Here is a 12,680-nt window from a genome sequence, read left to right as displayed (position 1 = left end):
GACAGTTTGTGGGGGTTCTTGATTTATGACAACATACCACTTTATTGGTATAAAAGGAACGGGAATGAGTGCCCTTGCGCAAATTCTCCATGATTCCGGGGAACGTGTTCAGGGGTCGGATGTTGAAAAGCGTTTTTTTACTCAGAAAGCTTTAGAGGATAAAGGAATTCAAATCATGCCTTTTTCAGAAGATAATATTCGGGAAGGCCTCACGATTATTGCGGGGAATGCTTTTTCCGATGAGCATGAAGAAATACAAAAAGCGAAACAATTGGGACTGCCATATTATCGCTATCATGAGTTTCTTGGAAACTGGATCAAGCAGTTTACCAGCATTGCGGTTACAGGTGCCCACGGAAAAACCTCAACGACCGGATTATTATCCCATGTTTTAAAAAAGGCAGCTCCAACATCCTATTTAATTGGAGACGGAACAGGACACGGACAAAAAGACAGCAAGTATTTTGTTTTTGAGGCATGTGAATACCGAAGACATTTTCTTGCATATGAGCCCGATTATGCCATTATGACTAATATTGACTTTGATCATCCGGACTATTTTACCAGTATCGATGATGTTTTTGAGGCTTTTCAGCAGATGGCTATGCAGGTCAACAAAGGAATTATTGCCTGCGGTGATGATGAGCACCTCCAGCAGATTCAGGCCAAGGTTCCGGTTCTCTTCTACGGCCTTTCAGACGGGAATGATTTTCAGGCAAAAAATATTCGTGAGACGGAGAATGGAACTGAATTTGATGTGTTTATAAGAAGTACCTTTTATGAAACCGTTGAAATTCCTTCATTTGGCACACATAACGTACTGAACGCTCTGGCTGTCATTGCGTTATGCCATTACGAAGAGATTGATCCGGAATACGTCAAGGAAATGAAATCCTTTCAGGGAGTAAAAAGGCGTTTTACAGAGAAACCGTGGAGTCACGGCCAGATTCTTATTGATGATTATGCCCACCATCCGAGGGAAATACGGGCTACTATAGAAGCAGCCAGAAAAAAATATCCAGATAAGAAAATTGTCGGTATTTTCCAGCCCCATACTTATACACGTACCAAAACATTTCTTCAAGAGTTTGCCGACAGCCTCAAGGAAGCAGACCAGGTGTACTTGTGTGAGATTTTTGGCTCTGCCAGGGAACAAACCGGGATGTTGACGATTGATGATCTGAAAGGAAAAATCGAGGGAGCCGAGGTACTTGATCTGGATCATACAGAAGTTTTGAAGGAACACGATCAAGCGGTTCTGATCTTTATGGGAGCCGGAGATATTCAAAAGTACCAGGAAGCCTATGAAAAATTGCCTGTAAATACGGCAAGAGAATAAAGATTACCTGGCAAACCTGCAAAGGTAAGGATGACAGGTCCCAGCTTTCCTTGTGAACCTTTTTCATGTGATTACTGAGGCAAAGGGGACTTTTAGCTATAGGATAAAAGATTAAATGGGACAAAACTTCATAAGGTCATGTAATATCCGAACGATATTCAGGCAGCACCTGAATGAGTTCGGATATTTGTTTTTTTCCCAGCCTCTTTCCTTTAAACAAACATGGTTATTCTTCAACCCGCTTATTTATAGGGAATTTGCACATGATTCTTTAATTTCTGTCATATATATATGTTGTTCCGATCAAACTAATCATACGATCAGGTAAAATAGAGAAACTTGTTCGAGGATTGGTTTATTTCCCAAAAGGGTTTGACGAATTCCAGATGGAGGTATAGATTAATAAATAAATACATAATAAGGAGATGATCAGGGAACATGGAAAATCTGTTGTATATTTCAGTATTCATTGTAGCACTGGCTATCGTTGTATTTGTTTTTTTCGTCATAAGGCTGTTAAGGTCGACACAGAGAACACTTGACAATGTTTCAAACACGCTTGAAAATCTCACCAGGCAAATGGAAGGAATAACCGTTGAAACAACATCATTGTTAAACAAAACCAATAAGCTGGCAGATGATATACATGAAAAATCCCAAATATTAAATACATTCGTTGATCGTGTAAAAGAAATAGGGGATACCATTCAGGAATTTAATCAATCCCTGCAGTCGGTCTCCAGAGAAATTGTGAAAGGAGCACAAAAAAATGCAGATAAAGCAGCGCAGGCCATGCAGTTTGGTGAGGTTGCGCTGGGTCTATGGAAAAAGTATAAATATGTAAAAAATAAACATGATCAGGAGGTATAAGTATGACGGATAAACAGGAACAAAACCTCAACAGTAAAGATTTTCTGCTGGGCACGTTGATCGGGGGAATTGTCGGGGCATCTGTGGCCCTTTTGTTTGCGCCGAAATCAGGAAGAGAATTGCGGAGAGATCTGAATGAGGGCGCCCATTATGTCCGTGACCGGGCAGATGAGTGGCGGGGACGCGCCTATGAAAAGGGAAATGAATGGCGGGAGGCAGCGAGAGAGAAATCTTCTGAACTTGGCCAGACGGTAACAGAAATTGGGGAACGGGTTAAGCAGAAAAAACAACAGCTTCAGGAAAAAGTTCAGGATCTGAGACATCAGACGGTCGAAGAATCTATGGAAAAGGCTAAGGATATTGCGGAAGCCATTGAGGAGGCGGCTGAAGAACTGGAAAGAAAAGAAGCCGAGAGAAACATAAAACGTATGACCAGAGAAGAGGAATAGAGCAGGGGATTTCAGATTGGCTGTTGATCATGCTACATTTAGATCAGCAGCTTTTTGCATGTTAGAAAAACCACATAATGGAGGATGTGTATATGGCTTTAGGTGTTGTGAGAACCTCGGAAGAGTTTCAGAAGATCCTGAACGAATACTCCAAATTTTTACTTCTTAAGCATAGTCTGATATGTCCAGTCAGTGCAGGGGCAAAAAAACATTTCCATGCTGTGAGCAACAACAGTAACATCCCTTTTTTTATTCTTCCGGTCCAGGAAGCCAGAGCTTTATCCAGGGAAATTGAGCAGCAATTTCGGGTAAAGCATGAGTCCCCCCAGGCACTATTGTTTAGCAAGGGAAAGGTCATCTGGCACGCATCCCACCGGAAAATCACCAGTGCTTCACTGCAAAAAGCACTGAGCATATAAACGGTTGGAAAAGGTCAGGGTATATTGAAGAAATGCCCTGACCTTGGGATGCTTGATCAGCTTTTGTCTTTCATCGTTACCGAATCCTGCCAGACAATTTTTAATTCATCACCGGGAGCAATCTGGTCTGAGAATCCGCCTTCCTCTCCATTAATGAATAGTTTAAATCGTTTTCCATTCATATCGGTTAGATTCAGGTCGATATATCGAAAAATATCCTGAAAAATAAAGGGTTCCGCATCATGCTCTTTTGTGAATAGCTGGTCCCCGGGAAAAACCGGATCATTTTCATCAAGCTTCGTACCGTCGCGAAATACGGATATCTTTGGTTTCGTTAAGACAATTTCTTCTGATTCGAACATGACAGGGATTTTTTCACTTATGTCCATCTCAAGGAAAGTCAGAACATCTTTTAATGGAACGGATGTACATGTGTGAATGTTTAATTGATCATTGTGTTTAATCGGGTCATTGAGTTGTGCATCCCTGCCATTAAGGGTGATCGATACCACCTGGGCATTCAATTTTACTTTGTTCTGATTGACATAAAGGGTAAAAGGTTTGTGATCCTTTATGTAATGGGTATGGTCTGTCATCTCCAGAAAATGACGAATGGTGCCTGGTGATTTGATTTGAATTCGGTCCCTGTCCTGAATCATATCGTGCTTTTCAGCTAGATGGCCGTTTACAAAAATTTGTGAATCAACCCGGTGGGTTTTCCCGTTCAAGATGACGTTTAATGACGGAACTTCACCAACCAACTCTTCAATGCTAATTTCTGGTGAATGCCCATCTCTTCCTCTTTCAACCTGAATATGCTGTCCATGTTCGATGGGGTCCTTCAGGGAGGCTTCTTCCCCATTTAATAATATTTTCGGAGGTGTGCCGAATGTACCTGGAATGGTCATATGCTTTTCATTTAAAGTAATTGTAAAGGCCATGCCGGGTTTTCCATACAATTTATTTATTTCTATACCTGCTGACAAGAGACAGTCTCCTACTGTTAGTTGTTTCAGATCAAACAGTCTGATCGTACGTTCATTGACATGTACGCTTATATAATGAACCGGGTTTTCTTTTGCGGCAATAGCGATTCCAATCGGGGTGACAAAGGCTGGACCTTCGGGTACAATATCGGATTTCTGCAGGTTCTGGATCGCTTCCGTCCCCCTGACGGCTACCCGGTTTGCCGGAAGTTCCAGCATGTCTGCTATTTTCTTGGTCAACTCCGGAGTTAAACTTCCTCCCCCAACAAGCATCACAGCCTGAGGTGTTTTTAGGTTCAGCCTTAATATTTCCTCACAGATGGATCTGGCCAGTTTGTCGATGGCTGGTGCGATGCTTTCAACAACTTCATTGTAGGAAAGCTCGGTTTCGAATCCCAATATATCCACCATTTTTACCGTTTCAGATGGAGATAATTTCCGTTTTACTTCCTCAGCTTTCGGAAAATCAAGTAAATATTGATCACTCAACGCTTCTGTTATTTCATCCCCTGCGACTGGAACCATGCCGTAAGCTGTTACTGTTCCATAGTTGGTGATGGCAATATCACTTGTTCCTGCTCCGATATCTACAAGGGCTACATTTAGCCTTCTCATCGATTTAGGAATCAGGACATGAATAGCTGCAATCGGTTCCAGTGTCAGAGCATCCATTTCCAGATCAGCCCGCTGGAGGGCAGAAATTAACGATTCTACTACAATTTTCGGAAGAAAAGTGGCTATAATTTCAACAGAAGCCTCTTTGCCCTGCTGATCAATTAAAGAGCCGATTTCTTCCCCGTCGAGGTGGTAATGGAGAACGGAGTAACCTACACAATAATAGCTTGTACTGTCCTCTTCTTCTTCACTTCTTGCCAGTTCATATTGAGCTTTTTGCACTGCGGACAGTTCAAGGTGTAAAATATCCTCTTCTCCCATCATCGGCTGATTTTCGATGGACTTGACTGATTTTGTCTGCTGAGTTTTCAGGGCCCGCCCCGCAGCAGCAACACAAACTTTTTTTAACGATCCGTGTTTCTCCTCAAGCTTCTCCTTTACTTCTTTGATAACACCGGCGACAGACAATACATCATGAATCTGGCCATCGAGCATGGAACGTTCCTTGTGTTCTAGAGCGATTAAATCTTTCACTTGAAATTGGTCCCCGTTTTTTTCTAAAATAATACCAACTACTGATCGTGTACCAATATCCAGTGCAAAAATCTTTTCATTCATAATGGCTTCGGTCCTTTCCTTAATATCCAAATATTATCATCCAAAACGTGGTGACATTTCACATTCATTCCTATATAATAATCTCTAATTAATTAAAAATTTATCATATTTTTAATGTTAATAAAATAAAGAGTTGGGGAGGATGTATATGAGCAATGAGCTAGAAAAGCTGAGAAAAGAGCTAGATGAGGTGAATGTGGAGCTGCTAGAATTAATTAACAAGAGGGGCCGTCTGGTGAAAAAGATTGGCCAGATTAAAGAAAAACAGGGGATGAAACGGTTTGACCCTGTCCGGGAACGAAATATGCTGAATCATCTTTTAAGCCATCATGAAGGGCCGTTTGAATACTCTACGATCGAACATTTATTTAAAGAGATTTTTAAAGCAGGCCTGGAACTGCAGGAAGATGATCACAGGAAAGCCTTACTCGTCTCCAGAAAGAAAAAGCCTGAAGATACGGTTATTGAAATTAATGGAGAGAAAATCGGCGACGGCCATCCCCACTTTGTGATGGGTCCGTGTGCGGTTGAAAGCTATGAACAGGTAGCGGAGGTTGCAGAGGCAGTCCAAAAACAGGGTGTGAAGCTTTTGCGGGGAGGAGCCTTTAAGCCCCGAACATCACCCTATGACTTTCAGGGACTTGGCATGGAAGGCTTAAAAATTTTGAAACAGGTTGCTGATGAATACGATCTTGCAGTAGTAAGTGAAATTGTAAATCCTGCTGATATTGAAAAGGCTCTTGACTATATTGATGTCATCCAAATTGGCGCACGAAATATGCAAAACTTTGAATTATTAAAGGCGGCTGGTTCAGTCGACAAGCCTGTCCTTCTAAAACGCGGACTTGCAGCGACCATTTCGGAGTTCATCAATGCTGCTGAGTATATCATGTCCCGAGGAAACGGCAAGATTATGCTCTGCGAACGGGGAATTCGCACCTATGAAAAAGCGACAAGAAATACTCTTGACATTTCGGCTGTACCCATTTTAAAACAGGAAACCCATCTCCCCGTACTTGTTGATGTTACCCATTCAACAGGCAGAAGAGATTTGCTTCTTCCTGCAGCAAAGGCGGCTATTGCCATTGGCGCTGACGGGGTGATGGCTGAAGTTCATCCGGATCCGGCTGTTGCGTTATCCGATTCGGCTCAGCAAATGGATATTCCGATGTTTGAAACATTCATGAGCGAACTGAAACAATCAGCTCTCGTAGAAAGAACGTTATAATGAAGAACAGTTAGCAGAAAAGAGATTTTTTCATTCGTATGCCGAATCATATTTAGGATAATGTTTTCTCCAATCACCATCCGTTTCAGAAGGATATGAAACAACGGATGGTGATTTTTATTTCAATTGATTTCCTGGCAATAAGAATAATCTTCACTGGAAAGAATTTAGCAATCCGGTTAATGAATATGGAAAGATGTTGATGAAGTACCGGTGAATGTGAAGATTAAGTGAAATGAACCGGGACGAAGGGTGTCTGAAAAAATGATAGTATATAATAAAACTGAAGACTTTGTTGTCTGAACGTTGCCTGCTTAAAAAGTTTGTCGTATGATAACAGATATATACATCGGGTACAATCGGATGCATTAAAGGAGGATGATGGAAATGAACAGTGTAACCATATATGATGTGGCTCGTGAAGCAAATGTGTCAATGGCTACGGTTTCAAGGGTTGTCAATGGCAACCCAAATGTAAAACCGTCAACGAGAAAAAAGGTCCTTGATGCGATTGAAAAACTGGGTTATCGTCCGAATGCAGTAGCAAGAGGACTGGCGAGCAAAAAGACAACTACGGTTGGAGTGATTATTCCCGATATATCGAGCGTCTTTTTTGCGGAATTGGCCAGGGGAATTGAAGATATTGCTACCATGTATAAATACAATATTATTTTAAGCAATTCGGATCAGAACAAAAATAAAGAAATTCATCTGATTAATACCATGTTAGGCAAACAGGTGGATGGAATCGTTTTTATGGGAGGAACGATTACAGAAGACCATATTAAAGAATTTAAGAGTGCTCCGGTTCCAGTCGTACTGGCTGCAACCGTTGATGAAACGAGCGAAATTCCATCGGTAAATATTGACTATGAACAAGCTTCCTATGAAGCGGTTCAGCTTTTATTAAAACATGGAAATAAACGAATAGCCATTGTGTCCGGCCCCCTTGATACCGTTATTAACGATGAAAAAATTGTCGGTTACAGGAAGGCATTAAATGAAGCGGGCATTTCGTTTGACGAAGAACTCCTGGTCAAAGGGGACTATACGTATCAGTCTGGGCTGGACGCTGCGGAATATCTGTTAAAACTAAAAGAGCCTCCTACTGCGATTTTTGCTGCTTCCGATGAAATGGCTCTCGGGGTTGTTCACGGCATTCAGGACAGAGGACTGCAGGTGCCAGGTGATATTGAAGTGTTTGGATTTGACAATACGAAGCTTGCCACCATGATCCGCCCTACACTGACAACGGTTGTTCAGCCTATGTATGATATTGGGGCTGTTTCCATGCGTCTTTTAACAAAGTACATGAATCATGAAGAAGTGACCGAACAAAACGTCATTCTTCCACATCGAATTGTCGAAAGAAACTCAACAAAGTGAAGGAGCATCCGATATAAAATGTAGATAAAAGTCTGATGTTAGGGAGAGAGACGATGAAGCGGAGTGATATTTTAACACCATTAGGCATCTTTATTGGAAGCACAATGATTCTGGTTGGTATTTATGCAAATGGAGGATGGGGCGGCGCGGTCCTTTTTATACAGTTATCTTCTATCATCATTGTTCTCGGAGGACTTACTGCGGCACTCTTAATCAATTTTAACCTGGATGAGGTGAAACTGCTAGGAAGGGTGTTCAAAGAAGCTTTCCGAAAAAATGATCACAATTTGCGGGATTTAATTCATTTATTTATTCGACTGTCGGAAACAGCGAGACGGGAAGGATTGCTCGCCCTGGAAAATGTAGTGGAAGAAGTGGATGACCCTTTTATTAAAAAGGGTGTACTGCTTGCAGTCGATGGAATCGAACCGGAAGTCATCAATGATATCATGAATGCAGAAATAACTGCCATGGAAGAACGGCATCAAAGGGGACGGGCTATTCTTGAGAAGGCCGGCCAATATGCTCCGGCATGGGGAATGATTGGTACCCTGATTGGGCTGGTATTAATGCTGAATAATTTAACCCAGCCAGAAACCCTGGGTCCGAGCATGGCAGTTGCCCTTTTAACAACTTTTTACGGGACTGTACTGGCAAATCTTGTTTTCCTTCCAATGGCCTCTAAGCTTGAAAATAAAACAGAGCAGGAAGTATTTATGAAACAGATTGTTATAGAAGGCATTATCGGGGTACAATCCGGTCAGAACCCGAAAATACTGGAAGAAAAATTAAGTGCGTTCCTGTCAGATAAAGACAGGGAAAGCGAAGAAGCGAAGTTAGAAGACGAATTTGTGGGAGAGACCATCAATGAGTCTTAAGAAGAAAAAGAAAGAGCAAAACAACGCACCGGGATGGATGGTTACGTATTCGGATTTAATGACACTGATTCTTGTGTTTTTTATATTGCTTTTTTCAATGTCCCAGATCGATGCTGAAAAATTTACTGCGGTAGCGGAGTCTTATCGGGAAAGAGTCATTTTTGATTTTTATCCATCCGTTGTACCGATGGAAAACCCATCAGAAAAAACGACAGACATCAGGGATGAAGGAACTTTTGATGATATTTCCACCCCCTCGAATGACTATACAGAAGACCGTGGGCAGGGGAATGGTGAAGGGGCAGGCGAAGGCGAGCAAGAAGAAGATTCTCTAAATGAACTGATAACAGAAATCAATCAATTTTTGACCGATGAGAACCTACATCATGTTATTACGGCCGTACGAACCGACCGGGGTGTGGTTTTGACGCTTCAGGAAAAGGTGCTTTTTGAGACCGGACAGGCTGAAATCATCGATGAAGGAAAACCATTTTTAAATAAAGTAAGCAAACTGCTTGAAAACATTCCAAATCATGTAAGGGTAGAGGGACATACAGACAGCCGGCCAATCAATACATATCGCTACCCTTCAAACTGGGAGTTATCAGGTGCGAGAGCCAGCAGTGTGATTCGTTATCTTCTGGAAGCAGAAGAAAAACTGGATCCAACCCGTTTCCAGGCCGTCGGATACGGCGATACAAGACCAGTTGCTGAGAATAATTCTCCTGAAAACTGGCGAAAAAACCGCAGGGTGGAAATTGTTATTTTAGAACCTGAACAAGTCGTTAATCCTTAAAAAAGGCGGGCGTCCCCTATTTTGGTGGACGTCCGCTTTCTAGTGAAAGGTTGGTGGTTTCCAGGTCATTGCGCTGACTGCCTTAATGGGAAATGGGAATCGATTCTGGTTCCTTTTAGCATTACAGCTCCTCCCGATTATCCGGGTACATCGGTGGATGCCCCGCAATATTTATGAATAGGGTGTATTTTTTTGATTTCGGATCCATTGCATAGCTTTGTCAAGGTTCTGTTTATTTTTTTCCGTAATTTCCATTTTTCTTGGGATTGCTTTATATAATGGTTCAATATCTTCCCATGTTTCAGGTAGAGGAACCGGGGCTTCATCCTTCCACTTTTTGAGCCATCTTTCCGGCAATGGGCCTGAAAAGGGAGTGTTGGTCGTCATAATTTTCCACAGTTGTGACCAGGCTCTTGGAACAACCCGCCAGATGTCATATCCTCCTCCTCCAAGAGCAATCCATCTTCCATCGCAATATGTATGGGCGAGTTCATGGGCCAGTTTTGGAATACATTCATATAGGTTCATCGTTCCATACAGATGGGTAAGGGGATCGAAATAATGAGCATCTACGCCGTTCTGAGTTACGATGACATCCGGTTTGAAGTATTCCATTACTTCTGTTAATGCCGTCTTATATACCTCAATAAATGACTCATCTTCAGTAAATGCATCAATCGGAATATTAAAAGAATAGCCGTATCCTTCTTTCTGTCCGCGCTCATTGACATTCCCGGTACCCGGAAATAGGTAACGCCCTGTTTCATGAATGGAGAGGGTGCATACATTCGGGTCATCATAAAATGCCCACTGTACTCCATCTCCATGATGGGCGTCAGTATCTACATACAGTACCCGAAAACCATATTTTTGGCGGATATATTCAATCGCAATGGCTCCATCATTATAAATGCAAAATCCAGAAGCTTTTCGTTTAAACCCGTGGTGAAGTCCCCCTCCAAGATTTAAAGCATGCTGAACTTTTCCTTCTAAAACGGCATCGACGGCCTGCAGGGAACCTCCCACCATCCATGCAGAGGCTTCATGCATATTTTTGAAAACAGGGGTATCTTCTGTACCCAGACCATATTCTGCGGCTTTGCTTTCCGATAATTTGCCTTCACCTGCTTTTTTCACGGCTTCAATATAAGCACCATCATGTACCAGTTTGATTTCATCATCGGTTGCAAGGCGAGGTGGAAGAACCTGATTATTGTTTAAGGCCCCTGACTCTTTCAATAACTCGTAAGTCAGCACCACCCGTTTTTGGTTAAAGGGGTGTTCATCATGAAATCGATAGTTCGTAAACTGTTCAGAATAAACGAATGCGGATGTACAATTCATTTTGTAATCCCCGGCATATTTGGCCATAATACCTCATATCCTTCGTCTTTTAGTTCCTGAATAACTGGAAGCGGATTCATCGTTTGTATTCGGAAAACTAATATTTTGTAATCATCGTCTTCGGGATCAGGATAAACAAGAACGGAACAGATGTTAATCTTATGTTTGGCAATAATATTTGTAACCGCGGGGAGGACTCCGACTTTGTTTTTCACTTTTATTTCGATCTGGGAACTCTGGACGTGGACCCCGGTCAGTTGAATCAGCGTGTACAGTACATCTTTCTCGGTCACAATTCCGACCAGCTTGTTTTCCTTGGTGACTGGGACACAGGCAATTTCATTTTCATAGAAAATAGCAGCTACTTCTTCAATGAAATCAAGGGGATGGACCGTAATCACTGGTGTGGACATGATGTTCTGGATTTCTTTTTTAAACTCTTCTGGGTCAGGATCATTTTCAAAAATGGACGGGCTGGCATCCCTGACATCCCGGTCTGAAACAATGCCGATGACGTGATGGTTATCATCTACGATTGGGATGTGTCTGATTCGGTGCTTACTTAATAATTTTAAAGCGTTTTCAATTGTAGCAGTAGGGGGAAGGGTAACCACTTCCCTCGTCATTACTTCTTCTACTAACATGTGCTTCCCTCCTAATATCGATTCCTTTTTCTGCCGAGAAAGCGCAATTCATGAAACTTGTCAATGGATTCCTGTGGTACATTTTTCCCAATTCGGGCAAGCAGGCAATTAGCGGGATGGGAAACAATTTCGGGATCATCAGTTGCATATGGCTCTAGCCCCCCGGCAGCCATCATTTTCTGCATGATCTCACGATACTGCCAGACATTTAAGCCAGTGCCTTTTAAATCCCAGTGCCAGTAATATTCCGTTGTGATGATAATATAGTTTTCCATTGCCTCATCCATCATAGACATGTTAAGGAGCGTTGATCCTACTTTATGTCCCCTGTAATCAGGAGCAACTTCGATAGCCCCCAGTTCCAGCAAATCCTCCATCTGGAATGTGGACCATCTTTCAAGGGGATCCGGATATAAAAAGGTCACATAGCCTACAATTTGCTGGTTCACACTTGCCACATTGATACGGCCTTCCTCAAATTCAGCGATTTGTTGGATGGCCTCGAACTGTTTCTTTGGAGGACGAAAGGCATCCAGCCCTTCATGGAAGTCATATGTTGAAAGCTCTTCGGAACTTAAGGGACCGTGAATGAAAATGGTTTCATTTTCAGTTTGTATTTCAGTGGAATGATAGGTTTTTGGATGTTTCATTCCTGCACCACCTGTTTATGAAGACATCAGTTAATACCAATTATACAAGAAGATTCGTGATTTTAAACGATGATGCTGAAAATAAATATGAAAATTTTGTTATGTTTGATGGATGGCCGGGGAGGGATCCGGCAGTGACCCAAAAACCGGTACTGATCGTCCAAAGATGTAATGCAATCACCCGGGGGCTGAAGCAGATTTCCCAGAGTCGTTCCAGCATCCCCGCGGGATGGAACGAATGCTCAGGAGGAGAGCGATTACCTGTGGAATGAGTCGGGAAGGATTGGTATAATGTTTTGCGAATGGTTGAAACCCATACGGTAATGATGATAAGAAAGCCTATCAGGCTGGGGCCAAAAAGGAATGAGCGGTGGAAAAGATAAACCACAATGGTTTAGGAACAATTCACGTAGTTAACATTCGTAGACTCCAGCGGGAATAGTACAGGATGAAAATCC

At 42.2% G+C, this 12,680-nt stretch carries 12 protein-coding genes; 8 read left to right on the top strand and 4 right to left on the bottom strand.

What is annotated here, in order from left to right:
- Positions 1-25: 25 nt before the first annotated feature.
- The 4 genes from murC to ytxJ all read left to right on the top strand — a co-directional run bounded on the left by murC (position 26) and on the right by ytxJ (position 3,077).
- On the top strand, positions 26-1,339 hold the full coding sequence (murC, locus tag EDD68_RS10960; protein WP_132372331.1) for a UDP-N-acetylmuramate--L-alanine ligase: 1,314 nt from the start codon (positions 26-28) through the stop codon (positions 1,337-1,339).
- Positions 1,340-1,777: 438 nt separating this feature from the next.
- The gene (locus EDD68_RS10955; RefSeq protein ID WP_132372330.1) at positions 1,778-2,209 is read left to right on the top strand and encodes a DUF948 domain-containing protein; all 432 of its coding nucleotides are present in this window, start codon (positions 1,778-1,780) and stop codon (positions 2,207-2,209) included.
- Positions 2,210-2,211: 2 nt separating this feature from the next.
- The gene (locus EDD68_RS10950) at positions 2,212-2,658 is read left to right on the top strand and encodes a YtxH domain-containing protein (RefSeq protein WP_132372329.1); all 447 of its coding nucleotides are present in this window, start codon (positions 2,212-2,214) and stop codon (positions 2,656-2,658) included.
- A gap of 92 nt (positions 2,659-2,750) precedes the next feature.
- On the top strand, positions 2,751-3,077 hold the full coding sequence (gene ytxJ / locus EDD68_RS10945) for a bacillithiol system redox-active protein YtxJ (protein ID WP_132372328.1): 327 nt from the start codon (positions 2,751-2,753) through the stop codon (positions 3,075-3,077).
- Positions 3,078-3,133: 56 nt separating this feature from the next.
- Here the strand turns inward: ytxJ and EDD68_RS10940 are convergent, their stop codons facing one another.
- Positions 3,134-5,326 carry a cell division protein FtsA gene (locus EDD68_RS10940; RefSeq protein WP_341540278.1) on the bottom strand — a complete coding sequence of 731 codons (2,193 nt, stop codon included), beginning with the start codon at positions 5,324-5,326 and terminating at the stop codon, positions 3,134-3,136.
- Between the two features lie 118 nt (positions 5,327-5,444).
- Between EDD68_RS10940 and EDD68_RS10935 the strand changes: the two genes are divergently transcribed.
- The 4 genes from EDD68_RS10935 to motS all read left to right on the top strand — a co-directional run bounded on the left by EDD68_RS10935 (position 5,445) and on the right by motS (position 9,584).
- Positions 5,445-6,524, top strand: a complete 1,080-nt coding sequence (locus EDD68_RS10935) for a bifunctional 3-deoxy-7-phosphoheptulonate synthase/chorismate mutase (RefSeq protein WP_132372327.1) — start codon at positions 5,445-5,447, stop codon at positions 6,522-6,524.
- Between the two features lie 387 nt (positions 6,525-6,911).
- Positions 6,912-7,910: a catabolite control protein A gene (gene ccpA, locus EDD68_RS10930; protein ID WP_132372326.1), complete on the top strand. Its 999-nt coding sequence runs from the start codon at positions 6,912-6,914 to the stop codon at positions 7,908-7,910.
- 53 nt (positions 7,911-7,963) lie between these two features.
- Positions 7,964-8,788: a flagellar motor protein MotP gene (gene motP / locus EDD68_RS10925; protein WP_132372325.1), complete on the top strand. Its 825-nt coding sequence runs from the start codon at positions 7,964-7,966 to the stop codon at positions 8,786-8,788.
- Positions 8,778-9,584, top strand: a complete 807-nt coding sequence (gene motS, locus EDD68_RS10920) for a flagellar motor protein MotS (RefSeq protein WP_132372324.1) — start codon at positions 8,778-8,780, stop codon at positions 9,582-9,584. The genes motP and motS overlap by 11 nt, the downstream gene beginning before the upstream one ends.
- Positions 9,585-9,755: 171 nt before the next feature.
- Here motS and EDD68_RS10915 read toward each other — a convergent pair whose 3' ends face one another.
- From EDD68_RS10915 to EDD68_RS10905, 3 genes are read right to left on the bottom strand one after another with little or no spacing between them, the layout of a single operon-like run.
- Positions 9,756-10,955, bottom strand: a complete 1,200-nt coding sequence (locus EDD68_RS10915; protein ID WP_279388258.1) for an acetoin utilization protein AcuC — start codon at positions 10,953-10,955, stop codon at positions 9,756-9,758.
- Entirely contained in the window at positions 10,925-11,572 is a 648-nt protein-coding gene (locus tag EDD68_RS10910; protein WP_132372323.1) for an acetoin utilization AcuB family protein, read from the bottom strand. The genes EDD68_RS10915 and EDD68_RS10910 overlap by 31 nt, the downstream gene beginning before the upstream one ends.
- 11 nt (positions 11,573-11,583) lie before the next feature.
- Entirely contained in the window at positions 11,584-12,222 is a 639-nt protein-coding gene (locus EDD68_RS10905; RefSeq protein ID WP_132372322.1) for a GNAT family N-acetyltransferase, read from the bottom strand.
- Between the last annotated feature and the right edge of the window lie 458 nt (positions 12,223-12,680).

This window comes from Melghiribacillus thermohalophilus (assembly GCF_004342905.1).
Taxonomy (GTDB): domain Bacteria; phylum Bacillota; class Bacilli; order Bacillales; family Alkalibacillaceae; genus Melghiribacillus; species Melghiribacillus thermohalophilus.
Note: the sequence above shows the minus strand (reverse complement) of the source record. Positions and strands in the feature narration are given on the sequence as shown.

Bases quoted from the DNA above. Each gene is read 5' to 3' on its own strand.
- EDD68_RS10915 (WP_279388258.1), bottom strand. From the start codon at position 10,955: ATGGCCAAATATGCCGGGGATTACAAAATGAATTGTACATCCGCATTC.
- murC (WP_132372331.1), top strand. From the start codon at position 26: ATGACAACATACCACTTTATTGGTATAAAAGGAACGGGAATGAGTGCC.
- EDD68_RS10935 (WP_132372327.1), top strand. From the start codon at position 5,445: ATGAGCAATGAGCTAGAAAAGCTGAGAAAAGAGCTAGATGAGGTGAAT.
- ccpA (WP_132372326.1), top strand. From the start codon at position 6,912: ATGAACAGTGTAACCATATATGATGTGGCTCGTGAAGCAAATGTGTCA.
- EDD68_RS10910 (WP_132372323.1), bottom strand. From the start codon at position 11,572: ATGTTAGTAGAAGAAGTAATGACGAGGGAAGTGGTTACCCTTCCCCCT.
- EDD68_RS10905 (WP_132372322.1), bottom strand. From the start codon at position 12,222: ATGAAACATCCAAAAACCTATCATTCCACTGAAATACAAACTGAAAAT.
- EDD68_RS10955 (WP_132372330.1), top strand. From the start codon at position 1,778: ATGGAAAATCTGTTGTATATTTCAGTATTCATTGTAGCACTGGCTATC.
- motP (WP_132372325.1), top strand. From the start codon at position 7,964: ATGAAGCGGAGTGATATTTTAACACCATTAGGCATCTTTATTGGAAGC.
- ytxJ (WP_132372328.1), top strand. From the start codon at position 2,751: ATGGCTTTAGGTGTTGTGAGAACCTCGGAAGAGTTTCAGAAGATCCTG.
- motS (WP_132372324.1), top strand. From the start codon at position 8,778: ATGAGTCTTAAGAAGAAAAAGAAAGAGCAAAACAACGCACCGGGATGG.
- EDD68_RS10950 (WP_132372329.1), top strand. From the start codon at position 2,212: ATGACGGATAAACAGGAACAAAACCTCAACAGTAAAGATTTTCTGCTG.